Below are 24,029 nucleotides of genomic sequence, written 5' to 3'. Positions count from 1 at the left end.
CGCCGCACGGCTTACGTGGCCGCGTTCTCCACCGGCCCGTTCACGCGATCCCGGCCCGCGAGCTTGGCCGCGTACAGCCGCGCATCGGCGCGCGCCATCAGCGAGGCCAGCGATTCGCGCCCATCCCACGCCGCGATGCCCGCGCTGAACGTGTAACGCAGCACGCCGCCGGATACGCCGCAAGGCGTCGACGCGACCGTCGCGCGCAGGCGCTCGACCAGCGCGGTCACATCGCCGATGCGCGCCGCCGTGCAGAGCAGGCAAAACTCTTCGCCGCCGATGCGCCCGAACGCATCGCCGTCACGAATGCGCGCGTTCACGATCGCTGCGAAATGGCGCAGCACTTCGTCGCCGCCCGCGTGGCCGTATCGGTCGTTCACGCTCTTGAAGTGATCGAGATCGATGACCGCGACATACTCGCGCCGGCCGTCCTGCGAAGACCGGGCAAGCCGCGACGCGGCGGCTTCGAGCAGCGCCTTGCGTGACAGCGCGCCGGTGAGGTCGTCGAAACGGGCGAGCCTTTCGAGGCGCATCGCGAGGCGGTCATGCGCCATGATGACGAGCCCGATGCACAGCGACGGCAACACGAGAATGCCGAGGGCGAGAAACGTGATCTGCATCGGGCCGGGTTGAAGCAGCGCCGTCTGCGGCGGTGGCGCGACCGTGTAGATCGCGCCGCGTGCGGTGTGGCCGAACGTCCCGAGCAAGGCGGCGCCGGCGACGAACAGATAGTTGTAGCGCGGCCGGTCGGGCGGGCGCGACAGCAGCACGCGGCCCGCAATCGCGAGATCGCACGCCGCATGGAACGCCGACACGATCATCACGCGCACATGCATGTCCGGCGCGACATAGGTGTAGTACGTGATGCCGGCCATGACGCCCAGCCACATCATCCAGCCGACGGCGCGCGCCTGAGTGCCGAGCCGCACGCCGAAGAAGTCGTTGCAGCCTTCGTAGATCAGAAGCGCCGTTGCCGCGATGAGCTGATTCGCGACGACGACGCCGAGCCACGCGGGCACGACGTTCTGCATCGCGAACAGCGCAAGCGATGCGATCGCCAGCACGTTCGCCCAGAGCCAGCGCGGGACGCCGTCGATGGCGTGGGATGACAACGAGATCAGCACCAGTATCGAGAGCACGCTCGACAATGCGGTGACGACGAGGATGCTGACCGGACTGAACATCGTGAAGGAATTGGAATGCGGCTATCCCCGCAATAACGGCGCGGACGCACGCGACTTGAGGCGTACGGCCGGGACACGCTGACGCAGCGCCAACAAGAACGCGGCGGGCCGCAGACGCCCGCCGCGTCTCAGAAGCCGGTTTGTTACCAGCCGTGCCGGTCGTGCCAGCGATCTTCGCGGCGCATCTCGTGCCGCCAGTGACGCTCACGACGCTCGCGCCAGCGTTGCTCGCGCCAGCCGTCATCGTATCCGTAGCCATAGCCGTAAGCGACCGGGGCGGGCTGCACGTACACCGGTTGGGCAGGGCCGTAATAAGCCGGCACGCCGACGCCGACCGCCACATCGACATGCGCAGACGCCGATGCCGATACCGCAAGCGCCGCCAGTCCCGCGAGCCCGACGACCGTACCAAGAAGTTTGTTCTTCATCTCGCTTATCTCCTGCACCGAGTGCCGTGTGAGTCAGGTGCAGTCTAGAAGGCGATGTCTGACACAGGTGCAACAGCAATGCCAGAAAGGTAACGCGGAGTAACGGCTTGCAGCGTCAGCGCACGCGCTTGCCTTGCTCGTCGATGACCACCTCGCCGTCTTCCTTCGTGAACGGTCCTTTCTGCGGCGACGGCAGGATGTCGATCACCAGTTCCGATGGACGGCACAGCCGCGCGCCGACCGGCGTATCGACGAACGGGCGATTGATGAGAATGGGATGCGCGAGCATCGCGTCGATTAGCTGATCGTCGGTAAGCGCGGGATCGCCGAGGCCAAGTTCCGCGTAGGGCGTGCCCTTTTCGCGCAGGGCGTCGCGCACCGACAGACCGGCGCGCGCGATCAGCGTGGTGAGCGTCTCGCGGCTCGGCGGATGCGTCAGATACTCGACGACGTTCGGCTCGATGCCCGCATTGCGGATCAGCGCCAGCGTGTTGCGCGAAGTGCCGCATTGGGGGTTGTGATAGATGGTGACGGTCATCGCGCTCTCCTTGGTTCGATGGTTTCCGGGCTCGTGAATGACTTGCATTCTATTGCTGGCAGCGCATGTCGTCGTTGACCGCATCGTGTCATGCGCGCGACCGGATCGCCGACGTATAAGCGTATTTCCTGTTCATTGCGAAGGCCGCCGCCTATAACGGAATTGCCGCGAACACGCGCAACGCCCGCGAAGCGATGCACGAACGTCCGCACTGCGCGCTTCCTGCGGCTCACCGGATACGAACGGATGCGCGACAGCATCGCATGAATCGTCGCGCGTCCCACTCAAGGAGTCGAAGACATGAAATCGAAGCTCATCAAGACGGCGCTTGCCGTCTCGGTACTCGCCGTCGCGGGCATCGCATCGGCGCAGCAGACTTATTATCGGACCGCGCAAGTGCCAGGGCAGGCCACGCCGGACACATGGACCCAGCCCGGCGCGATGCAGCAGGGCGCAAGCATGGATAGCACCGGCGATACATCGTATGGCGGCATGCCATCGACGCGCGGCGGCGCCGGCTCGATGAGCATGGGCGGCAGCCCGATCTCCAAGCCCTGCGTCCGCGGACCGCAGTGCGATATCTTCTTCGGCAACTGATTTCGCATCGGCGCCCGGGGCGCGTCCGGCGCGCCCTTCCCTCTTTCGTCCGGATTCCCTCGTGCAACGCGACGCCTATCTCACCCTTCTTTCCGCCGAGGGCTTCGATGAAGTCGTCACCGTCACGCGCGAACCGAACGGCTCGCTCGACATCCACACGCATCCGTTCGAGGCAAAGGCGCTGATTCTCGAAGGCGAACTGACAATCCGCATCGGCGATGACGCGCGGCTGTATCGCGTCGGCGAAATCTTTCATTTGCCGGCCAATGCCGCGCATTCTGAGCAGTATGGTCCGCAGGGCGTGAGCTATCTCGTCGGGAGGAAATGACGCCGCGCACGCGCGCCTTCCTTGTTCGTTACACTCGTGACGGGTTCGGACAGGAGACGCCCCATGGCGACCAAAAAGAAAACGAGCGGCACGCCGACCATTCGTATCGGCGTCGGTGGATGGAATTTCGAGCCGTGGCGCGGCACCTTTTATCCCGAAGGGCTCGCGCAAAAGCGCGAACTCGAATTCGCGAGCCGCGCGCTGACGAGCATCGAAGTGAACGGCACGTTCTACGGCTCGCAGAAGCCCGCGACGTTCGCCAAGTGGCACGACGAAACGCCCGACGACTTCGTGTTCTCCCTGAAGGCATCGCGTTATTCGACGCATCGGCGGGTGCTGGCGGAAGCGGGCGAATCCATCGAACGCTTTTTCGCGAGCGGCGTGCTCGAACTGAAGGACAAGCTCGGCCCGATCAACTGGCAATTCGCGCCGACCAAGCAATTCGATGCCGAAGACTTCGAAAACTTCCTGAAGCTGCTGCCGCAAGAAGTGGAAGGGCGCGCGATTCGTCACGCGGTCGAAGTGCGGCACGCGAGTTTCGTCGATCCGGCGTTCGTCGCGCTGCTTCGGCAATACGGTGTGGCGGCCGTCGTCGCGGGCGATTCGAAGTATCCGCAAATCGCGGATGTGACCGCGCCTTTCGTCTACGCCCGCATCATGGGCACGACCGAAAAGCCGGCCAACGGCTATACGAAGGCCGCGCTCGACCGCTGGGCGAAGCGCGTGCAAGAGTGGGCGGCAGGCGGTGCGCCCGACGACCTGCAGACGGTCGGAAAGACTAGGAAACCGGCTGCGAAGGCATCGGCGCGCGACGTTTATCTGTATGTCATCAGCGGGAACAAGCCTGCCAATCCCGCCGCCGCGATGGCGCTCATCGAGCGGCTGAAGCGCGACTCCTGACGAGCGTTCAGCTTCAGCGCACGAGACACGGGCGCTTGTTGTCGAACTTCCAGTTCGGAATCAGATATTGCATCGCGATACCATCGTCGCGCGCGCCGAGGCCGTGCTCGAGGTAAAGCGCGTGCGCCTTCTCGATTTCGTCCATATCGAGTTCGACGCCGAGCCCCGGCGTCGCCGGCACCTTCACCTTGCCGCCGACGATCTGCAGCGGATCGCGCGTCAGACGCTGGCCGTCCTGCCAGATCCAGTGCGTATCGATGGCCGTGATCTTGCCCGGCGCGGCCGCGGCGACATGCGTGAACATCGCGAGCGACACATCGAAGTGATTGTTCGAGTGCGATCCCCACGTGAGGCCCCAGTCGTTGCACATCTGCGCGACGCGCACGGAGCCCTGCATCGTCCAGAAATGCGGGTCGGCCAGCGGGATATCGACCGATTGCAACTGGATGGCGTGGCCCATCTGACGCCAGTCGGTTGCGATCATGTTCGTCGCGGTCGGCAGGCCGGTCGCGCGGCGGAACTCCGCCATCACTTCGCGGCCCGAATAGCCGTTCTCCGCGCCGCACGGATCTTCCGCGTAGGCGAGGACGTCGTGCTGGTCGCGGCACAGGCGGACCGCTTCCGCGAGCGACCACGCGCCGTTCGGATCGAGCGTCACCCGTGCGTCCGGGAAACGCTCGGCAAGCGCCGTCACCGCTTCGATTTCGGCATCGCCCGCGAGCACGCCGCCTTTCAGCTTGAAGTCGTTGAAGCCGTAGCGCGCCTGTGCGGCTTCCGCGAGGCGCACGACCGCTTCCGGCGTCAGCGCGACTTCGGTGCACAGGCGCTCCCAGTCGTCCTTGCCGTTCTCGCCGGACGCATAGGGCAGATCGGTCTTGTTGCGATCGCCGATATAGAACAGATAGCCGAGCATCTCCACTTCGTCGCGCTGCTGGCCTTCGCCGAGCAGCGCGGCAACCGGCACGCCGAGATGCTGGCCGAGCAGATCGAGCAGCGCGGCTTCGAGCGCGGTCACGGCGTGGATCGTCGTGCGCAGGTCGAAGGTCTGCAGGCCGCGACCGCCCGCATCGCGATCGGCGAATTGCGTGCGCACGCGGTTCAGCACCGCCTGCATGTTGCCGATGGATTGCCCGACGACGAACGCGCGGGCATCGTCGATGGTCCGGCGGATGTTCTCGCCTCCCGGCACTTCGCCGACGCCGGTGTTCCCCGCGCTGTCCGTCAGGATGACGATGTTGCGCGTGAAGAACGGCGCATGGGCGCCGGAGAGGTTCATCAACATGCTGTCGCGGCCCGCGACGGGCACGACGCGCAGTTCGGTGACTTTCGGAGTGGCGTTCGGTTGGATTGCGTTGGTCGACATGTGAGTGGTCCCGAAGTGGATGGTCAAGCCGCGTTCAATGTGCATTGCGGGGCGATGCGTGGCCGACGGGCGTCCCGTCCGAGCGCCGGTTGCGCGTAAGGAAAGCCGCCGCAGCCGCGATCAGCGACGCGACGCCGAGCGCATACAGGCCGCCCGATACAGAGCCCGTATGTTGTTGAAGATAGCCGAACGTCGCGGGGGCGAAGAAACCGCCGAGATTGCCGACCGAGTTGATCAGCGCGATCACGCCGGCCGCGACGCGCGCATCGAGATAGCCTTGCGGAATCGGCCAGAACAGCGACGCCGCCGCCTTGAAGCCGATTGCCGAAAAGCAGATGGCGACGAACGACAGCACCGCATTGCCCGTCGTCGATGCGAACAGCCCGCACGCCGCGATGACGAGCGCCGTCGCGAGCCACGCCTGCTGGAAGCGCCAGCGCGCGGAGAGCAGCGCGAAGCAGTACATCGCGACCATCGCGATCAGCCACGGCACCGCGTTGAAAAGGCCGACCTGGAAATCGGTGAGGCCGCCCATCTTGCGAATGATCGTCGGCAGCCAGAACGTCGCGGCGTAAATGGTGAGCTGGATCGCGAAATACAGGAAGCAGAACAGCACGATCTGCGGGTCTTTGAGCAGCTGGAGCGCGGACACGTGACGGCCGCCCGTGGCTTCGCGCTCGGCCTGCTCGTTCGCGATTGCCCTTTGCAGCGCGTGACGTTCGTCGGCGGTGAGCCAGTGCGCGTCGGCGATGCGCGACTTCAGCAGCATCCAGCTCAGGCCGCACAGCAGCACCGAGAAGCCGCCTTCGATCAGGAACATCCACTGCCAGCCGTGCAGGCCGAGGCCGCGAATCGACAGAAGGCCGCCCGTGATCGGCCCGGACAGCACCGACGCGATGGCGGACCCGCCCAGAAACACGGCGATGGCCTTGCCGCGCTCTTTTTGCGGCAGCCATTGCGTGAAATAGAACACAACGCCGGGGAAGAAGCCCGCTTCCGCCACGCCGAGCAGGAATCGCAGCACGTAGAACGACGTGTCGTTCCAGACGAACGCCATCGCCGCGGCGACGATGCCCCACGTCCCCATGATCCGCGTGAGCCACGCGCGCGCGCCGTACTTCTGCATCAGCACGTTGGAGGGCACTTCGAACAGCGCATAGCCGATGAAAAACAGCCCGCTGCCGAGCCCGTATGCCGCCGCGCCAATGCCGAGGTCCGTCTGCATGTGCGAGTTGACGAAACCGACGTTCACCCGATCGATGTAATTCGCGATGAACATGATGAGGAACAAGGGCAGGACGTGGCGCTTGACCTTGGAACTGGCCGATTCGAGCAAGTCGTCGGCGCGCGTGGCGGGAGCGGATCGCAAGCTTGTCTCCTGACGTGGTAGGTTGTCTGATGACATTCTATGGTCATCGGACGACTATGGCATCGCGTGTTTACCCTTTGGCGCGGCATGCAGCGCCTTTTCGCCGTGCCTTCGCAGTGCAGTCAGTAGACGTCTGACAACTCTATGTGAGGCCAACGAAAAAGCCGGCTCGCGCCGGCTTCCCGTGTGCCGTTCTACAAAACAACGGTTACTTCACGTCCTGCCCGATCTCGTGGTTCGCCAGAATCTCGAGCGCGCGGACCATGCCCGAGTGGTCCCACGCCTTGCCGCCGTGCGCAGTGCACGCGTTGAAGAGCGCCTGACACGTCGCCGTGTTCGGCAGCGATACGCCGAGCGATTGCGCGGTCGCGAGCGCCAGGTTCAGATCCTTTTGATGCAGTTCGATGCGGAAGCCCGGATTGAACGTGCGCTTCGTCATCCGCTCGCCGTGGACTTCCAGAATCCGCGACGACGCGAAGCCGCCCATCAGCGCGGTGCGGACCTTTTCGGCATCGACGCCCGCTTTGGACGCGAGCAGCAGCGCCTCGCCGACCGCTTCGATCGTCGCCGCGACGATCACCTGGTTCGCGACCTTGCACACCTGCCCCGCGCCGACCTCGCCGATCAGCGAGATGTTCTTGCCCATCATCTCGAAGAGCGGCTTCACCTTGTCGAAGGTGGCTTGCGCGCCGCCGACCATGATCGTGAGCGACGCCGCCTTCGCCCCGACTTCGCCGCCGGAAACGGGCGCATCGAGATAATCGGCGCCGCGCTCGCGCACTTTCGCGGCGAACTCGCGCGTGGCGATCGGCGAGATCGAACTCATGTCGACGACGATCTGTCCCGCGCGCAGCGAATTCGCGACGCCGTTTTCGCCGAACAGCACGCGCTCGACGTCGGGCGTATCCGGCACCATCAGGAAGATGACGTCGGCTTTTTCCGCGACGGCTGCGGGGCTGTCGCTTGCCGTGGCGCCCGCCTGCGTCAGTTCGGCAGGCACGCCGCTGCGCGTGAACGCCGCCAGCTCGACGCCGTTCTTGACGAGATTCGCCGCCATGGGAAGGCCCATGATGCCGAGACCGATGAAGCCTGCTTTTGTCGCCATGTATTGCTCCTTTGTTCAGGTGTCGATGTCCGGGTGCTGCGAGAGAAGCGCGAACCTGTCGCAGCTTACTCTTCGATGAAGTGTTTCTTCACGGCCTGCGCCGTGTTGCGAAGCATGCCGAGATCCGCGCCGACGGCGACGAGCGTGCAGCCCATCGACAGATAGCGTTCCGCGTCCTGCTGCACGGGCGCGAGGATGCCGCTCGGCTTGCCCGCCGCGTGCGCGCGTTCGAATACGTGAGCGATGGCCGCCTGCACGTCCGGATGATTCGCGTTGCCGAGCTGGCCGTACGCGGCGGCGAGATCGGATGGTCCGACGAAGAGCGCATCGACGCCATCAACGGCGGCGATTTCGTCGATCGCATCGACGGCCGCGCGGCTCTCGATCTGCACCGCGACGCTGATGTTGTCGTTCGCCACCTTGAAGTAGTCCGCGACAGTCCCGTAACGGTTCCCGCGATGCCCGACCGACACGCCCCGGATGCCGTGCGGCGGATACCGCGTCGCGGCGACGGCGCGGCGGGCGTCGGCGGCGCTGTCGACGAACGGGATGAGGAAGTTGACGAAGCCGGCATCGAGCAGACGCTTGATCGCGACCGGCTCGTTCGCCGGCGGACGCACGACAGGTGCGCTGACGCTGTCTTTGAGCGCCATAAGTTGCGGAATCAGCGTCAGCGCATCGTTGGGCGCGTGCTCGGCGTCGAGCAGGATCCAGTCGAAACCGACGACGCCCAGCAACTCGGTGACGATCGGACTCGCCAGCGACGACCAGCAGCCGATCAGCTTCTCTCTCGCCAGTAGCGATGTGCGGAACGCATTGGGCAACGGTTGATACGGTGTCGAAGACGGCATGATGCCTCCCTGTGGCGGCGGGGTCGTTTGGATGCGACTAAGTCATAGGATGTCTTAACAGAAGATACCGGGTTTTCTTGAGCGTGGAACGAGACGTTAACCCTTAATTCTTGTTGCAGGATGCCTCTCGGCCTCGTGTAGCTCGTCTTATGAAGAGATAAGATGTCTTACAATTCGATGTTCACTGAATTGACGGAGTCTTAGCCGCACTCCATGATGGTTCATCGGACGTCCCGGCGAAACCCGCGCCGGCGCGACATTGGCGTCATCCGACCTCAATCAATATCAGAACCAGACCGAAAATGCCCAGCCTCACCGATAAAGTCGTCGCCGCGCTCGTCGAAGAGATCGAACGCGGCGTGCTTCGCCCCGGCGACAAGATTCCGACCGAAGCCGCGCTGATGAAACAGATGGCCGTGAGTCGCTCGGTGGTGCGGGAGGCGGTATCGCGGCTGCAGGCGGCAAACGTAGTCGAGACGCGGCACGGCGTCGGCACGTTCATTCGGGCGATGGCGGATCGCGAGTCGGTGCGGCTGCACGATGCGGACTTGTCGAACCTGCTGGACATCATGGCGATCATCGAATTTCGAATCGATCTCGAAGGCGCCGCCGCCGCGCTGGCAGCGGGGCGCCGGACGGAGCAGCATCTCAAGCAGATTGCCGGTGCGGTGGAGCGTTACGAAGAACAGATCGCCAATGGCAGCACCGATGTGCTAGAGCATGACGTCGAGTTTCACTTGCAGATCGCGCGGGCGAGCGGCAATCGCTATTTCTACGATGTGCTCAGTCAGATGGGACGCGCGGTCAGTCCTCGCACGCGGCTTGGAAAAGCGGAGATTGCGGAACTGGATCAGATCGAACGGTTGCGCAACGTGCTGAACGAACACAAGGCGATCTATCGGGCGATCGTTCGCCAGGATGCCGACGATGCCCGCGCCGCGATGCGCATGCACTTGAGCAATAGCCGAGAGCGTCTGCGGCAGGTTCACGAGACGGCTGTTGAGTGAACTGCGCTGCTTTGGTTTTGAGCAGCACTGCACGCGCCTCTAAGTAAACAAAAGGATTCGTATGTATACGTGGTAGTAGTTAACAAGCCTGCGCCGTTTCAGTGGATAACCCGCTTCGCGCGTTTTGCGTCAATGACTTGCCGAGTAAACAACTTCGGTATGGTTTGGCGGATTGCGGGCGGAAGCCGGGACAACTTTCGGCGATTCTCGCGGGACGGCGGGTTATGCAGAAAGCGTCAACGGTTAACCGGCGCAGTGTCGACAGGTTTGTCCACAGGTAAACGCGGGAGCGGTCGGGTGAGGGACGAAAAAAAAGCGCCTCGGAAGAGGCGCTTCGAGCATCCCGCTACATCCCCACCAACATCACTCCACCGTCACCGACTTAGCCAGATTCCGCGGCTTGTCGACGTCCGTCCCACGCGCACACGCCGTGTGATACGCCAGCAACTGAAGCGGCACCACATGCAGAATCGGCGACAACGCACCGTAGTGCTCCGGCATGCGAATCACATGAATGCCGTCCTCGCTGACGATGCGCGTATCGGCATCCGCGAACACGTACAGTTCTCCGCCGCGCGCCCGCACTTCCTGCATGTTCGACTTCAGCTTCTCGAGCAGCGTGTCGTTCGGCGCGACGGTCACGACCGGCATCGCTTCGGTCACGAGCGCCAGCGGCCCGTGCTTCAGTTCGCCCGCCGGATACGCTTCGGCGTGGATGTACGAAATTTCCTTGAGCTTGAGCGCCCCTTCCAGCGCGATCGGGTAATGCAGCCCGCGCCCGAGGAACAGCGCATTCTCCTTGCGCGCGAACTCTTCCGACCACGCGATGATCTGCGGCTCCAGCGCCAGCACGCTATTCAGCGCGGCCGGCAAGTGACGCAACTGACCGAGATACGCCGCTTCCTGTTTCGCATCGACGCGGCCGCGCAGCTTCGCCAGCGTCACCGCGAGCACGAACAGACCGACGAGCTGCGTCGTGAACGCCTTTGTCGACGCCACGCCGATCTCCGTCCCCGCATGCGTCAGGAACGCGAGTTCCGTCTGGCGCACCATCGCGCTCGTGCTCACGTTGCACACGGCGAGCGTGTGCGCATGTCCGAGCGATTGCGCGTGCTTGAGCGCGGCGAGTGTATCGGCGGTTTCGCCCGACTGCGAGATCACGACGACCAGCGCCTTCGGATTGGGCACCGACTCCCGATACCGGTACTCGCTCGCAATCTCCACCTGCGTCGGAATCTTCGCGATCGATTCGAGCCAGTACTTCGCCGTCAGCCCCGAGTAATAACTCGTGCCGCACGCGAGAATCAGCAGGCTGTCGATGCCCGCGAACACATCCTTCGCGTTCTCGCCGAAGAGGCTCGCGGTGAATTCATCGCCTTGCGGAATCGTGTCGGTGATCGCGCGCGGCTGCTCGAAGATTTCCTTCTGCATGAAATGGCGATACGGCCCCAGCTCCACCGCGCCGCCATACGCGGCCACCACGCGCACTTCGCGCTCGGCGGGCATGCCCTGACGATCGACAATCTTCACGCCATCGAGCGCGATCTCGACGACATCGCCCTCTTCGAGGAACGCGAAGCGATCCGTGCTGCCGGCCAGCGCGAGGGCATCGGAGGCGAGGAAGTTCTCGCCCTCGCCCACGCCGACGACGAGCGGCGAACCCTGGCGCGCGCCCACCACCGTATGCGGCTGATCCTTGTGAATCACCGCGATTGCATACGCGCCGTGCAGTTGCTTGACGGCCTCGCGCACGGTCTGGAACAGATCGCCGCGATACATGCTGTGAATCAGATGCGCGATGACTTCGGTATCCGTCTGCGAGACGAACTCGTAACCCTTGTCGCGCAGCATCGTGCGCAGCGACTCGTAATTCTCGATGATGCCGTTATGCACGAGCGCCACGGTATCGCGCGAAAAGATCGGGTGCGCGTTGTCGGTGACGGGCGCGCCGTGCGTCGCCCAGCGGGTGTGCGCGATGCCCGTCATGCCGGCAAGGTTCGTTTCCTTCACTTGCGCATCGAGATCCGACACGCGCGCGACGCTGCGAGCGCGGCGCGGCGCGCCATGACTCAGCACCGCGACGCCGCACGAGTCGTAGCCGCGATATTCGAGCCGCCGCAAACCTTCGACGAGCACCGGGACGATATTACGTTGCGCAACCGCGCCGACAATTCCGCACATGGCGATATCCTTTGAAATCCGAACCGAACGCACCACTGAGAAGGCCGCGCCTTCCGGCACGGCCTGGCGCGCTTCAAACCTTCTTTTTGACCGGGCGGACGTAGCCCGTTCTGCTGACCTGGCGCTTTTCGTTCAGCACCAATTCGCCTTCGCCCACGTCCTTCCAGACCGTCGTGCCCGCCGCGATCGTCACGCCACGCCCGACGCGCACCGGCGCGACGAGTTGCGTATCCGAGCCGATGAACACGTCATCTTCGACGATCGTGCGATGCTTGTTCGCGCCGTCGTAATTACAGGTGATGGTGCCCGCGCCCACGTTCACGCGCGCGCCGATATCGGAATCGCCGATATAGCTCAGGTGGTTCGCTTTCGCGCCGTGGCCCATCACCGCGTTCTTCACTTCCACGAAGTTGCCGACGTGCGCCTCGTCGCCGAGCACCGCGCCGGGACGCAAGCGCGCATACGGCCCGAGCACGACCTTCGCGCCCGTCGTTCCGCCTTCGATATGCGTGTACGCGTCGACGCGCGTTCCCGCGCCGATCGATGCATCGCGAATGACGCAGTTCGGGCCGATGCTCACGTTGTCAGCGAGCGTCACGCGGCCTTCGAACACACAGTTCACGTCGATGGACACATCCGCGCCGCATTCCAGCGTGCCGCGCACGTCGATGCGCGCGGGATCGGCGAGCGTCACGCCGGCTTCGAGCAGCGCATGCGCGACGTTGCGCTGATGGATGCGCTCCAGTTCGGCGAGTTGCACCTTGCTGTTCACGCCGAGCGTTTCCCATTCGGCGTCGGGTTGCGCCGTCACGACTTCGACGCCCGCTTCGATCGCGCGCTCGACGACGTCGGTGAGATAGAACTCGCCCTGCGCGTTGTCGTTCTTCAGCGACGCGAGCCACGCTTCCAGCGTGCGCGTCGGCGATACGACGATGCCCGTGTTGATTTCCGCGATGCGCCGTTGTTCGTCGCTCGCATCCTTCTGTTCGACGATCTTGCGCACCGCGCCGCTCGCGTCACGCACGATGCGGCCGTAGCCGGTCGGGTCGTCGACCGTCACCGTGAGCACGCCGTAGCGTTCGGTTCCGGCGGCATCGAGCAAACGCTCGAGCGTGCTTGCGCGCGTGAGCGGCACGTCGCCGTAGAGCACGAGCGTCGGCACGGATGGATCGAGCAGCGGCAGCGCCTGCTGCACGGCGTGTCCGGTGCCGAGCTGCTTGTCCTGAATGGCGAACTGGACGTCGGGCGCGCCGACGGCTTCGCGCACCTTGTCCGCGCCGTGTCCGACGACGACGACAAGACGCTCAGGCGACAGCGCGCGCGCCGTCTCGATGACATGTGCCAGCAGCGGCCGGCCCGCCAGGGGATGAAGGACTTTTGGCAAGGCGGAGCGCATGCGCTTGCCCATGCCGGCAGCCAGAATGACGATGTTCATCGCGAATTTATTGCGGGTTCAAGCCGGGTTTGAGGTCGGGCCAATATAGCACGCGAACTTGTCTGAAAAGGCGCGCGAGAGCACGCCGGGCCTTGATGGACAGGCGTTCACAGGTCGTCGAACTGGACAATTGAAATAGCCTTCGACGATCCTGACGGTTCGCTCGCGCACGGTTCTTCATCGAACGCGATGTCGCCTTGCGGATCGGCCTCGCCGGTCGCGCGCAGGCTGGCGAACGGAAACAGCGCGCTATCCATCAGATGCGACGGCACCACGTTCGACAGCGCGTTGAACATGTTCTCGACGCGCCCGGGGAAACGCTTGTCCCATTCGCGAATCAGCGCCTTCATCTCCGCGCGCTTCAGGTTCGGCTGGCTGCCGCACAGATTGCACGGAATGATCGGGAATTCGCGCAGTTCGGCGTACTTCTCGAGGTCCGTTTCCTTCACGTAGGCGAGCGGACGAATGACGACGTTCTTGCCGTCGTCGGACTGCAGCTTGGGCGGCATGCCCTTCAGCTTGCCGCCGTAGAACATGTTGAGCAGAAGCGTCTGAAGGATGTCGTCGCGATGATGCCCCAGCGCGATTTTCGTCGCGCCGAGCTCGCCCGCCACGCGATAGAGAATGCCGCGCCGCAGGCGCGAGCACAGCGAGCACGTCGTCTTGCCTTCCGGCACGAGCCGCTTGACGATGCTGTACGTGTCCTGATTCTCGATATGGAACGGAATGTCGAGCTTCGACAGGTATTCCGGCAGCACGTGCTCCGGAAAGCCCGGCTGCTTCTGGTCGAGGTTGACGGCGACGATATCGAAGTCGATCGGCGCGCGCTCGCGCAGGCGCAAGAGCACGTCGAGCATCGCGTAGCTGTCTTTTCCGCCGGACAGGCAGACCATGACCTTGTCGCCCTGCTCGATCATGTTGAAGTCGCCGATCGCCTGGCCGACCTGCCGCGCGAGGCGCTTGAACAGCTTGTTGTTCTCGTAGGCTTCCTTCTGCTGGCGCTTCGTCATGGCTTCGCGCGCCGGCTTCGCTTCTTCTGCTTGGTCGATGGCTTCACGCGCGTTCATGCTCGTTCCTCTTTGATGCGAAAGACTTCGACGCCGACCGCGTCGCAGTCCGGATAGACATCGGGCTTTTCCGTCGATACGGCGACGGCCCGAACGTTCGGATGCGCGAGAAGCGCGGCGGCGACGTCGTCGCAGAGCGTTTCCTGCAAGTGGATGTGACCGCGCTTCACGCGCTCGGCGATGGTCGATCGCATGAAGTCGTAATCGACCACTTCGGCGAGCTTGTCGGCGACGGGCGTCGACAGCGCGAGCGGCACGAACAATTCGACGTTGATCACGACGCGTTGCTCGCCGCGCTTCTCGAAGTCATGCACGCCGATGTTGATGCGCACTTCGTAGTTGCGCAGAAAAAGCCGCCGGCAATCGGTCAGCCGGGGATGCGAAAGAGCGGCAAGCATGGGTGAGGTTCCAAGGTTAAGGCTTTGGCGCGTCGATCATGTACATCACGTCGCGCGGGCTCGGCACGAGATGCTGACCGCCATCGACGACGAGCGTCGTGCCGGTCACGCCATGCGCGTTCGCCAGATAGCACGCGGCCTGCGCGAGATCGTCCACAGTCGATGCGCGTCCGAGCGGCGTCACGCGATGGGCCGCCTCGAACGACGCGGGCGTCTGCCACGCCGACACGAGCGTGAGTCCCGGCGCGAGCCCGACGACACGCAGCTTCGGCGCGAGCGCCTGCGCCAGCGCGACGGTGGCGTTGTCGAGCGCGGCCTTCGTCAGCGTGTACGAGAGGTAATCCGGGTTCATGTTGTACAGCTTCTGATCGAGCACGTTGATGACGACGGCGCGCCGTGCGTCGTCGTTTGCGGCGTCGTCGGGCGTCGCTTCGTGCAGCGTGCGCGCGAGCGTGAGCGGCGCGGCGAGATTCACCGCGGTCATCTGCATCAGCTTCGCGTAGCCGAAGGTCGTGGCGGTGTCTTCGTCGAAGCGCGATGCGCAGTTCACCACGCATTGCAGCGAGCCGAACGACTCGACGCACGCGGGCACGAGTTGCGCGACGGCGGTTTCATCGGCGAGATCGGCTTGCAGCGCGACCGCGCGGCGGCCCACCGCCTCGATCTGTGCGACGGTTTCGCGCGCTTCGCGTTCGGACGTTCCGTAATGCACGGCGACGTTCCATCCCTGGCGGGCGAATTCCAGCGCGATGCCCCGTCCGATGCGTTTGCCCGCGCCCGTGACGAGCACGGCGCGGGTTCGCGGTTCCCCGGAGCGGGAATCGGGCGGATTTGCGGGGGAAAACGGCGAGGAAGCGCTCATTTACAATGCTGGGATGAATCCGAATGCTCAACGATCCGATAGTTTACCTGCTCCGGGCGCCGACGCGCTCGCGCAGTCCGAGGCGCTTACCCGACTGATTCGCGAGCGCATCGCGGCGGCGGGCGGCTGGCTGCCGTTCGACCGCTACATGGACCTCGCGCTTTACGCGCCCGGCCTTGGCTATTACAGCGGCGGGGCGATGAAATTCGGCCGCCGTGCGGAAGACGGCAGCGATTTCGTGACGGCGCCGGAACTGTCGCCCTTGTTTGCGAAGACGCTGGCGCGGCCGGTTGCGCAGGCGTTGCGGGCGAGCGGCACGCGGCGGCTGATGGAGTTCGGCGCCGGCACGGGCAAGCTCGCCGCGGGGCTGCTGACGGCGCTCGCGGAACTCGACGTGGATATCGAGCAATACGCGATCGTGGATTTGTCGGGCGAACTGCGCGATCGGCAGCGCGCGACGTTGATGGCGCAAGCGCCTGCGCTTGCCGCGAAGGTCGAATGGCTTGATGCGTTGCCCGATGCGTTCGAAGGCGTGGTGGTCGGCAACGAAGTGCTCGACGCGATGCCGGTGCGTCTGGTGGTGCGCAAGCTGGGCGCGTGGCACGAGCGCGGCGTCGTCGTGCAGGGTGATGGCTTTGCCTTCGAGGATCGTTCGCTGTCTGTGGACCCGCAGATTTCGCTGATCGATGACGCCATCGACGAAACGAATGACGAGCCTTTCGCTGAATATCTGACCGAGACGCATGAAGCGGCGCTCGCGTTCACGAAGACGGTTTGCACGATGCTCGTGCGTGGCGCGGCGTTTTTTATCGACTATGGATTCCCGCGCCGCGAGTTTTATCATGCGCAGCGCGCGGGCGGGACGTTGATGTGTCATTACCGGCATCGCGCGCATACCGATCCATTTTTGTATCCGGGGCTACAGGATTTGACGGCGCACGTCGAGTTTACGGGTATCGCGGAGGCGGGTGTCGAGACGGGGGCGGATTTGCTCGGGTTCACATCGCAGGCGCGGTTTCTGATGAACGCTGGCATTACGGATGTGCTCGGTGAACTCGATCCCTCGGATGTGAAGCGGTTTTTGCCTGCGGCTAATGCTGTTCAGAAGCTGTTGTCGGAGGCCGAGATGGGCGAGCTGTTCAAGGTGATTGCGTTTTCACGCGGGGTTTCTTCCGGACTGGATGCGTTTTCTTCCGGCGACCGGTCTCATACACTTTGAGCACGCGATCATGATTCGCTGGGTACTCACTACTTTTATCGCACTTGTCGTGCTTTCGGGGTGCTGGCCGTGGCTCAGGAAGCTTGGCATCGGGCGGTTGCCCGGGGATTTTAATTTGCGCCTCTTCGGGCGGGAGTATTCGTTTCCCTTCATGTCGACGCTGTTGCTCTCTATTTTGCTTTCTTTGATTGCTCGGGCGCTTTAGGGGTCTTTTTTCGTTGAGCTTGTATTCGTGTCGGTCTATTAGTGCGCCCCTCCCCGGGGCGGGGGTCACTTTCTTTGCTGTCGACCAGAGTTGGCGCTTTAGCGTCTTACTCTGGTCCCATGCAAAGAAAGTAACCAAAGAAAGCAGCTTTTTTTCGAACCGCACGATGCACTAAGTCGTGTGGTCACTTCGTAGAACATCGGTGGCACTCAGCTTGAAAGAGCCTTGAATCACCTTCCACGCCCGCTGATAACTAACGTCCTCCGAGCCCCTTGGCTCGTCAACACCGACTGTATGTACAGCGCCACGCTACAACTTAAGGGCTGACCGATTACTCGAAGCCACTTTACTCAGGCTTCCGTCGCCCGCGCTCCGCTTAATTTCTGATTTCAGTCCCTTCTGTCTCGCGACGCTCCTGATGAGCGGCTACTGCGCGGCTGACCGGCTGAGTCGCGCTCGACCTTGAAGGACCCCGCGAGGCGATTTCTGCTTTCGGAGATTTCTGCGTGACCGTGCCGCCGTGCCCGTTATCTGCCCTTGATTTCAAAGTGCGATCAGCGTTGAACATGCGATGCGCGTGGTGCCCCACTGGTGTTGTCGAGCCAAGGGGCTCGGAGGACGTTAGTTGTCAGTGGGCGCGGAAGGTGATTCAAGGCTCTTTCAAGCTGAGGGCCACGGAGGTTCTACGAAGTGAGCACACAAGTCTGTGCTTCGTGCGGTTCGAAAAAAAGCTGCTTTCTTTGGTTACTTTCTTTGCAGCGGCAAAGAAAGTGACCCCCGCCCCGGGGAGGGGCGCGCTAATAGACCGACACGAATACAACCTCAACGAAGAAAGCTCACCAACAAAAAAAATCTCAACAAAAAGCAATCAAGAAAACAAAGCGTCCTGCACGGCCGCAACCCGTGCCTCATGCACCGCATCCTTAATCCGCGAAGGCTCGGAAGCAAACCGCAAAGCCACAGCGCCAGCATCAACAGCCCGAGCAGCAACCAGTGCCACCCGCAACCGCTCAGCCTGCGGATAAGGCTGCGCCTCGAGCCCCAACCGCCCGCGAATATCCGCAAGACAAGCCTGCAACGCTTCCGCAAACCGCGCAGGTTTACGCAAAGCATCCGACCGCTCGAACAAGCGCACGAGCGCCGCCGCGCCCATATCCATCACGCGATGGATATTCCCATGCTCACGCGCAACGAGCATCGCCAGGTCGCGGCATTCGTTCGGCACACGCAAACGCTCGCACAATGGCTTCAGCAAATCGACACTGCGCCCCTCATGTCCGATATGACGCGGCAGCACATCCTCCGGCGTCGTCGCCTTGCCGAGATCGTGCGTCAGCGCGGCGAAGCGCACCGGTAACGTGAAGCCCTGCGAAGCCGCATAGTCCAGCACCATCATCACGTGAACGCCCGTGTCGACCTCCGGATGATAGTCCGCACGCTGCGGCACGCCCCAAAGCGCATCGATCTCCGGAAGAATCCGCGCAAGCGCGCCGCTGCCGCGCAACACCTCGAACATCCGCGACGGCTTCTTCTCCATCAGGCCGCGCGACACTTCCTGCCACACGCGCTCGGGCACGAGCGCATCCACTTCGCCGGCCTCGACCATCCTCTTCATCAACGCCTCGGTCTCCGGCGCGACGGTGAAATCCGCAAAGCGCGCAGCAAAACGCGCAAGCCGCAGAATGCGCACCGGGTCCTCGATGAACGCATCGCCCACATGCCTGAAAAGCCTGTTCTCGAGGTCCGCCCGGCCATCGAACGGATCGATCACCGGTCCCGTCAGCTCGCCCGCCGGCGTGACTTCGCGCGCCATCGCGTTGATCGTGAGATCGCGGCGCGCCAGGTCCTCTTCGAGCGTGACATCCGGCGAATAATAGAACTGGAATCCGTGATAGCCCGCCGCCGTCTTGCGCTCCGTGCGCGCCAGCGCGTATTCCTCGTGCGTCTGCGGATGCAAGAACACCGGAAAGTCCTTCCCGACCGGTCGATACCCCTGCGCCACCATCTGCTCGGGCGTCGCGCCGACGACCACGTAATCGCGATCCATCACCGGCATGCCGAGCAGCGCATCACGAATCGCGCCGCCTACCGCGTAGATATTCATCGCGCGGCTTCCTTGCGCGCATCGTCGATCCACGCAGCCACCGCCGGCAATGCCGTCACGCGACGCGCATAGGCGCGCGATCCCTCGCTCAACGCAGGCTCGTAAGAGTTGAAGCGCATGACGACCGGCGCGTACATCGCATCCGCGATGCCGAACTCGCCGAACAGGAACGGCCCGCCCGATCGCGCGAGACAGTCGTTCCACATCGCGTCGATGCGCGCGATATCGAAGAGCGTCGCCGGCGTCGCACCGAGGCCGGGCGCGTGCATGTCGATCTGCATCGGCATGTTCTGACGCAGGTCCGCGAAGCCCCCGTGCATCTCCGCGCTGATGCTGCGGGCAAGCGCGCGGGCAGCGGCGTCGCGCGGCCACATCGCGTGCTGCGGATGGTTCTCCGCAATCGTCTCCATGATCGCGAGCGATTCCCATACGGCATGGCCGTTATCGGTGATAAGACACGGCACCTTGCCCGATGGCGTGACGTCGAGAATCTTCGCCTTCGTGTCGGGCTGGTCAAGGCGGATCAGCATCTCGTCGAACGCCAGGCCGAAATGCCTGAGCAGCACCCACGGACGCATCGACCAGGAGGAAAGGTTCTTGTCACCGATAACGAGTTTCATGCGGCTCCGAAATCAACGATGCGCCGTGGCGCGGAAGGTATTGAAGCGCGAGCGCGGCGAGTTGCCCGTGAGATACAGCGGCGCGATCGCCTCGATGCTCGCCGGCTCGCCGATGCCCAGTTCCGGCGCAAGCGGGCCGCTCGCGATGCTCGGCGTGCGCATCGAATCCAGATTGTCGCGCGACATCAGCGGTTCGCCGGGCGCCATTTCGAGCGTCATCGCCTGCAGGCGGCCGAGGCTGTCGGGCAGCTTGATGATGCGCGCACGCCGTCCGATCGTCGCGCCCGCGAAACGCACCAGTTCGGCGAGCGTGTACACGCCCGGACCCGCGAGTTCGTAGGTCATGCGGTTGGCCGCGTCGAGATCGAGCACGTTCACGATGGCCTTCGCGACATCGCCGACGAACACCGGCTGGAACTGCGCATCGGCGCAAGCGAGCGGGATCACCGGAAAGATGCGCTGAAGGAACGCAAACTGATTCAGCAGATTGTCCTCGGGGCCGAAGACGACGGAACTGCGGAAGATCGTCCAGTCGAGGCCCGACTCGCGAATCAGCTTCTCGCCGTCGCCCTTCGAGCGCAGATACATGCTCGGGCCTTCTGCATCCGCGCCGATCGCGCTCATGTGGATCAACCTGCGCACGCCCTTCGCCTCGCACGCGGCGGCGATCTTGCGCGGCAACTCCACGTGCGCACGCGCGAACTCCGGGCCGTAGGGATCGCCGCGCCTTCCATGCAGCACGCCGACGAGATTGATGACCGCATCCGCTTCCGCAACGAACGCGGCGAGTTTCACGGGATCGTGTACGTCGGTTTCGAGGACATCGACGGGAAGCAGCGTCAGATGCGCGGCGTTCGAGCGCCGCCGCGTGGCGATGCGCACGTTCTTGCCGAGATCGACGAGCGCGTTGACGAGATGGCTCCCGATAAAGCCGGAACCGCCGATGAGCGCTACGTTTTGATGTCGCATGTTCGCCTCTTGGATATCACGGCTTGCCGGTTGCGGCTGACGAATGCGCGGACAGATACGAAGACGAGCCGCCGCGCGTGTCGGAACGCGCGGCGTCGTGTGAATGCGCTTACGGCGCGATATAACCCAGCCGCGCCTTCAGCGATTGCGGACGGCCTTCGAACAACGCGGCGTAATACACGGTGTTCGACAGCACGTTCTTCACGTAATCGCGCGTTTCGGAAAACGGAATGGTTTCAGCAAAAACCGCGCCCTCGACGGGCGCCCGCAAATCCTGCCGCCATTGCTTCGGCCGTCCGGGACCGGCGTTATAGCCAGCGGTGGCGAGCACGGGCGAGTTGTCGAATTGATTGTAGATCATCGACAGGTAATTCGTGCCGAGCAGGATGTTCGTGTTGATGTCGTTCATCTGCGCGCGCGACACCGGCCCGAGACCGATTTTCTTCGCGACGAGTTGCGCCGTGCCGGGCATCAGTTGCATCAAGCCGCCCGCGCCGACTTCCGACCGCGCGTTGATGATGAAGCGCGACTCCTGCCGAATCAGCCCGTACGCCCATTCGATATCGAGCCCGGTGTTCTGCGCATCGCGCTCCACGATCTCGCGGAACGGCGACAGATAGCGCAGCGAGAAATCATGTTCGCTCTTCGTCTTGTCGGCGGTGTTGACGGTGCGGTCGAACAGTTCGATGCGCTTCGCGTACTGCGCAGCGGCGATCAGTTGCCGGTCGGTCATCGTGCGCAGCGGCCAGTTCCATTCGCGATTGCCTTCGAGCCGCAGATTGAGCGCGTAGAAACGCTGCGACAGCGCGAAGCCCGGCACCGACTGCATCTGCGCGATTTCCGCATCCGATACGGTCGTGCGCGGCGGCAGCGTGATCTTCTGCCCCAGCTCTTCGAGCGCGAGCTGGCCATAGAAGTTGTATTGATCCGCGATGCTCTGAAATTCCTGATTCGCCGTGGCGGTATCGCCGGCCTGCTTGACGGCGCGCGCGTGCCAGTAGGTCCACGAAGGCTGGCTGCGCAGCGTCGGCGGCATTTGCTCGACCGACCAGCGCACCATGTTCCAGTCGCCGGCAAGCAGCGCACTGCGCGTGCGCCATTCATACGCCGGATTCGACAACTGCGCATTCGCCGACAGCCGATACCAGTCCGCCGCCGCCGGCATGCGCTTCAGCGCCGCCTGATAGCCGATGGTGCCCCAGCCCACGGCGCGCTCGGCGGCCGTCAGGCTCGGCGCGACGGAACTGAACGTGGCGGCGGCCATCGCCGGATCGTTGCGCGCGAGGCGCGTGACGGCGAGCAGCGTCAGTTGATGCGCCGGCGTGTTCGGCATGACGCCGCGCGCCAGATAAAGCGGCGGCTTGTTGACGGCGTTATCGAGCAGTTCGGGCTTCGGCCTTTCCTGACCGAGCGCATCGACGATATTCGCGCCGGTCGTCGTGTAGTTCTGCTCATAGGCGAGGCGGATTTGCTGCCAGATGTCGTCGCTCGTGAACTGGCCGGACTCCGCGAGCGCAGCGATCAGATCGACGCAGCCGTCGCCGTACGATTTCGGATCGACGAGCAGTGCGCGCGCCGCATCCGCGACATTCTCGCCGCGCGACATGCGCGCTTCGAGCGCATAGCATTTGACCTGCGTGTCGTCGTTGAGCACGAAACGGGAATACTGCTCCTGGAAATTGCGCCAGTCGTGACGGCCGCCGAGCACGACGAGATAGTCGTTGCGCATGCGGTCGGCAATGGCCTGACCGTCGTAACGCTGCAGGAACGAGAGCACGGGTGCATCGGGCGCGTCGGGGCGCGCGTGGCCTTGCGCATCGAAAAGCTGCGGCTTGATCGTGAAATAGTCGATATAGCCAGGCGCCGGATAGTTCGGAATCTGCGAGGCGAGCAAAGCGGCGCGGCCCGCATCGTTCGCACGTGACGCCTCGCGCAATTGCATGAAAATGCGATCGTCGGAGGACGGAGAAAAGTCCGCGTCCGGCGGGACGGCGGTGGCCGTTCCGCATGCGACCAGCGTAGCGGCGGCAAGGGCGTAGCCGGCCGCAAGATATACTCGGTTGAGGCGTTTTGACATCGTTATTACTGGAGCGCGAGGTGGTCCAAAGATCGGTCCAAAGCATAGCACGCAACGTTTGCGCGGAACCCAAAAGCACCTTGCGCGCGACGCTGCTGGCAAGGCGCGAAGCGCAGCAGGAAGAGCCGTCGCGGGCGCTCGCCGATGCCGCGCTCGGCGAGCGGCTTCGCGCGTTGCTCGAAGCACGCCCGGTCAGATGCATCGGCTTTTATTGGCCGGTGGCCGGTGAGTTCGATGCCCGCGTCGTGTTGACCGACTGGCTCGCATCGGGCAATGCCGGCGATGCACGCGAGGCTGCGTTGCCCGTCGTCGTGCAGCCTCACGCGCCGATGGCCTTTCACGCCTGGCGCGCAGACTCGCCGATGAAGGCCGGCCGTTATCGAATTCCCGTGCCCGAGGAAGAGCATGTCGTGGTGCCGGAATTGTTGCTGGTGCCGTGCGTCGGTTTCGATGCGGACCGTTATCGGCTGGGCTATGGCGGCGGCTATTACGACCGCACGCTCGCCGCCTGGCCGGCCGCGCGCAAGCCGGTCACGATAGGCATTGCGTACGAAGCGGGCAAGCTCGATGCGTTGCCGCGCGAACTGCACGATATGCCGCTCGATGCAATCGTCACCGAAGCGGCGCTTTACTGATGGCCGGCCTCGTTCAAAGCGATGCCGCCGCGCGCGCGGCGGTGTCGTAGAGGCCGGATGCGTTGCGCATCAATTGCGCGGCCTCGCCGATCTGTTCATTGGTCAATCCGCTTTCGCGCAGCGCCGAGATCAGGCAGCTCTCGCGCACTTCGCGATACTTCCCGCACAGCTCACGCCCCGCCGGCGTCGCGGAAAAGAACACTTCCTTGCCGGCCTTTTCGCTCGCCACGTAGCCGCGCGCCACGAGCTTTTTCAGCGCATAAGTCGCGACGTGCGTGTCCTCTATATTCAGCACGAAGCAGATATCCGCGAGCTTCTTCTTGCGATCCCGATGATTCACGTGATGCAGCAGCGACACTTCCACCGCCGTCATGTCTTTCGCGCCGGCTGCGGACATGCAGCGCACCATCCATCGATTGAACGCATTGCTCGCCATGATGAGCGCATATTCGAACTCGGAAAGTTCCGCGCTGGTTTCGGAGACGAGGTGCTCAGACGACACGATCTTGGCAGGATGACGCGACATGGCAATGACCATTTGAGTTGAACCGGAGTCTAGCGGAACCCGCTTGCGCCACACTCCAGAC

Annotated in this window: 24 protein-coding genes; 7 read left to right on the top strand and 17 right to left on the bottom strand. The window is 63.7% G+C overall.

The genetic code is table 11. The features are described 5' to 3' along the window. Positions 1-11 precede the first annotated feature (11 nt). The 3 genes from BG57_RS08835 to arsC all read right to left on the bottom strand — a co-directional run bounded on the left by BG57_RS08835 (position 12) and on the right by arsC (position 2,150). Entirely contained in the window at positions 12-1,184 is a 1,173-nt protein-coding gene (locus tag BG57_RS08835) for a GGDEF domain-containing protein (protein WP_035962336.1), read from the bottom strand. Positions 1,185-1,327: 143 nt separating this feature from the next. Then, a complete protein-coding gene (locus BG57_RS08830; RefSeq protein ID WP_035962440.1) occupies positions 1,328-1,612 on the bottom strand; it encodes a hypothetical protein in 285 nt (94 codons plus the stop codon). A 115-nt stretch (positions 1,613-1,727) separates the two neighbouring features. Then, a complete protein-coding gene (arsC, locus tag BG57_RS08825; RefSeq protein WP_035962335.1) occupies positions 1,728-2,150 on the bottom strand; it encodes an arsenate reductase (glutaredoxin) in 423 nt (140 codons plus the stop codon). A gap of 300 nt (positions 2,151-2,450) precedes the next feature. On the opposite strand from arsC, the gene BG57_RS08815 reads away from it, so the two are divergent. From BG57_RS08815 to BG57_RS08805, 3 genes are all read left to right on the top strand, one after another. After that, positions 2,451-2,747, top strand: a complete 297-nt coding sequence (locus tag BG57_RS08815) for a hypothetical protein (protein ID WP_035962333.1) — start codon at positions 2,451-2,453, stop codon at positions 2,745-2,747. A gap of 61 nt (positions 2,748-2,808) precedes the next feature. Further along, positions 2,809-3,075, top strand: a complete 267-nt coding sequence (locus tag BG57_RS08810; RefSeq protein ID WP_035962331.1) for a cupin domain-containing protein — start codon at positions 2,809-2,811, stop codon at positions 3,073-3,075. A 63-nt stretch (positions 3,076-3,138) separates the two neighbouring features. Continuing rightward, entirely contained in the window at positions 3,139-3,975 is an 837-nt protein-coding gene (locus BG57_RS08805) for a DUF72 domain-containing protein (RefSeq protein WP_035962330.1), read from the top strand. Between the two features lie 13 nt (positions 3,976-3,988). On the opposite strand, the gene gudD is transcribed toward BG57_RS08805, so the two are convergent. The 4 genes from gudD to garL all read right to left on the bottom strand — a co-directional run bounded on the left by gudD (position 3,989) and on the right by garL (position 8,663). Continuing rightward, complete coding sequence (gudD, locus tag BG57_RS08800) at positions 3,989-5,338, bottom strand: glucarate dehydratase (protein ID WP_035962329.1); 1,350 nt, start codon at positions 5,336-5,338, stop codon at positions 3,989-3,991. Positions 5,339-5,372: 34 nt separating this feature from the next. After that, positions 5,373-6,743, bottom strand: coding sequence for an MFS transporter (locus BG57_RS08795; protein ID WP_052005674.1), 1,371 nt, complete (start codon positions 6,741-6,743; stop codon positions 5,373-5,375). Positions 6,744-6,915: 172 nt separating this feature from the next. Then, complete coding sequence (locus tag BG57_RS08790; RefSeq protein WP_035962324.1) at positions 6,916-7,812, bottom strand: 2-hydroxy-3-oxopropionate reductase; 897 nt, start codon at positions 7,810-7,812, stop codon at positions 6,916-6,918. A gap of 65 nt (positions 7,813-7,877) precedes the next feature. Continuing rightward, positions 7,878-8,663 carry a 2-dehydro-3-deoxyglucarate aldolase gene (gene garL / locus BG57_RS08785; RefSeq protein WP_035962322.1) on the bottom strand — a complete coding sequence of 262 codons (786 nt, stop codon included), beginning with the start codon at positions 8,661-8,663 and terminating at the stop codon, positions 7,878-7,880. 302 nt (positions 8,664-8,965) lie between these two features. Here garL and BG57_RS08780 point away from each other — a divergent pair, with 302 nt between their 5' ends. Beyond that, positions 8,966-9,670, top strand: coding sequence for a FadR/GntR family transcriptional regulator (locus BG57_RS08780; RefSeq protein ID WP_035962319.1), 705 nt, complete (start codon positions 8,966-8,968; stop codon positions 9,668-9,670). A 363-nt stretch (positions 9,671-10,033) separates the two neighbouring features. Here BG57_RS08780 and glmS read toward each other — a convergent pair whose 3' ends face one another. From glmS to BG57_RS08755, 5 genes are all read right to left on the bottom strand, one after another. After that, positions 10,034-11,851, bottom strand: a complete 1,818-nt coding sequence (glmS, locus tag BG57_RS08775) for a glutamine--fructose-6-phosphate transaminase (isomerizing) (RefSeq protein WP_035962317.1) — start codon at positions 11,849-11,851, stop codon at positions 10,034-10,036. 73 nt (positions 11,852-11,924) lie between these two features. Further along, positions 11,925-13,286: a bifunctional UDP-N-acetylglucosamine diphosphorylase/glucosamine-1-phosphate N-acetyltransferase GlmU gene (glmU, locus tag BG57_RS08770; RefSeq protein ID WP_035962315.1), complete on the bottom strand. Its 1,362-nt coding sequence runs from the start codon at positions 13,284-13,286 to the stop codon at positions 11,925-11,927. A gap of 107 nt (positions 13,287-13,393) precedes the next feature. After that, positions 13,394-14,353, bottom strand: a complete 960-nt coding sequence (gene ttcA, locus BG57_RS08765; protein ID WP_035962313.1) for a tRNA 2-thiocytidine(32) synthetase TtcA — start codon at positions 14,351-14,353, stop codon at positions 13,394-13,396. Next, positions 14,350-14,751: a dihydroneopterin aldolase gene (locus BG57_RS08760; protein WP_035962310.1), complete on the bottom strand. Its 402-nt coding sequence runs from the start codon at positions 14,749-14,751 to the stop codon at positions 14,350-14,352. Before BG57_RS08760 ends, ttcA begins: the two co-directional genes overlap by 4 nt. 16 nt (positions 14,752-14,767) lie before the next feature. After that, positions 14,768-15,613 carry an SDR family oxidoreductase gene (locus tag BG57_RS08755; RefSeq protein ID WP_035962308.1) on the bottom strand — a complete coding sequence of 282 codons (846 nt, stop codon included), beginning with the start codon at positions 15,611-15,613 and terminating at the stop codon, positions 14,768-14,770. 13 nt (positions 15,614-15,626) lie between these two features. On the opposite strand from BG57_RS08755, the gene BG57_RS08750 reads away from it, so the two are divergent. Together BG57_RS08750 and BG57_RS08745 are read left to right on the top strand one after the other, a co-directional pair. Further along, positions 15,627-16,832 carry a class I SAM-dependent methyltransferase gene (locus tag BG57_RS08750; protein ID WP_035962306.1) on the top strand — a complete coding sequence of 402 codons (1,206 nt, stop codon included), beginning with the start codon at positions 15,627-15,629 and terminating at the stop codon, positions 16,830-16,832. A gap of 10 nt (positions 16,833-16,842) precedes the next feature. Continuing rightward, positions 16,843-17,037 carry a DUF2905 domain-containing protein gene (locus BG57_RS08745; RefSeq protein ID WP_035962304.1) on the top strand — a complete coding sequence of 65 codons (195 nt, stop codon included), beginning with the start codon at positions 16,843-16,845 and terminating at the stop codon, positions 17,035-17,037. Between the two features lie 868 nt (positions 17,038-17,905). Here BG57_RS08745 and BG57_RS08740 read toward each other — a convergent pair. The 4 genes from BG57_RS08740 to BG57_RS08725 all read right to left on the bottom strand — a co-directional run bounded on the left by BG57_RS08740 (position 17,906) and on the right by BG57_RS08725 (position 22,807). Then, positions 17,906-19,141: a multifunctional CCA addition/repair protein gene (locus BG57_RS08740; RefSeq protein WP_035962302.1), complete on the bottom strand. Its 1,236-nt coding sequence runs from the start codon at positions 19,139-19,141 to the stop codon at positions 17,906-17,908. Continuing rightward, on the bottom strand, positions 19,138-19,761 hold the full coding sequence (locus BG57_RS08735) for a glutathione S-transferase family protein (protein WP_035962300.1): 624 nt from the start codon (positions 19,759-19,761) through the stop codon (positions 19,138-19,140). Before BG57_RS08735 ends, BG57_RS08740 begins: the two co-directional genes overlap by 4 nt. Before the next feature lie 12 nt (positions 19,762-19,773). Further along, a complete protein-coding gene (locus tag BG57_RS08730; RefSeq protein WP_035962298.1) occupies positions 19,774-20,730 on the bottom strand; it encodes a complex I NDUFA9 subunit family protein in 957 nt (318 codons plus the stop codon). A 109-nt stretch (positions 20,731-20,839) separates the two neighbouring features. After that, positions 20,840-22,807, bottom strand: coding sequence for a lytic transglycosylase domain-containing protein (locus tag BG57_RS08725; RefSeq protein ID WP_035962296.1), 1,968 nt, complete (start codon positions 22,805-22,807; stop codon positions 20,840-20,842). A gap of 8 nt (positions 22,808-22,815) precedes the next feature. On the opposite strand from BG57_RS08725, the gene BG57_RS08720 reads away from it, so the two are divergent. Then, positions 22,816-23,442: a 5-formyltetrahydrofolate cyclo-ligase gene (locus BG57_RS08720; RefSeq protein WP_035962439.1), complete on the top strand. Its 627-nt coding sequence runs from the start codon at positions 22,816-22,818 to the stop codon at positions 23,440-23,442. Positions 23,443-23,455: 13 nt separating this feature from the next. On the opposite strand, the gene BG57_RS08715 is transcribed toward BG57_RS08720, so the two are convergent. Beyond that, positions 23,456-23,968, bottom strand: coding sequence for a winged helix DNA-binding protein (locus BG57_RS08715; RefSeq protein ID WP_035962437.1), 513 nt, complete (start codon positions 23,966-23,968; stop codon positions 23,456-23,458). Between the last annotated feature and the right edge of the window lie 61 nt (positions 23,969-24,029).

The sequence above is a fragment of the Caballeronia grimmiae genome (genome assembly GCF_000698555.1).
GTDB classification, from domain to species: domain Bacteria; phylum Pseudomonadota; class Gammaproteobacteria; order Burkholderiales; family Burkholderiaceae; genus Caballeronia; species Caballeronia grimmiae.
Note: the sequence above shows the minus strand (reverse complement) of the source record. Positions and strands in the feature narration are given on the sequence as shown.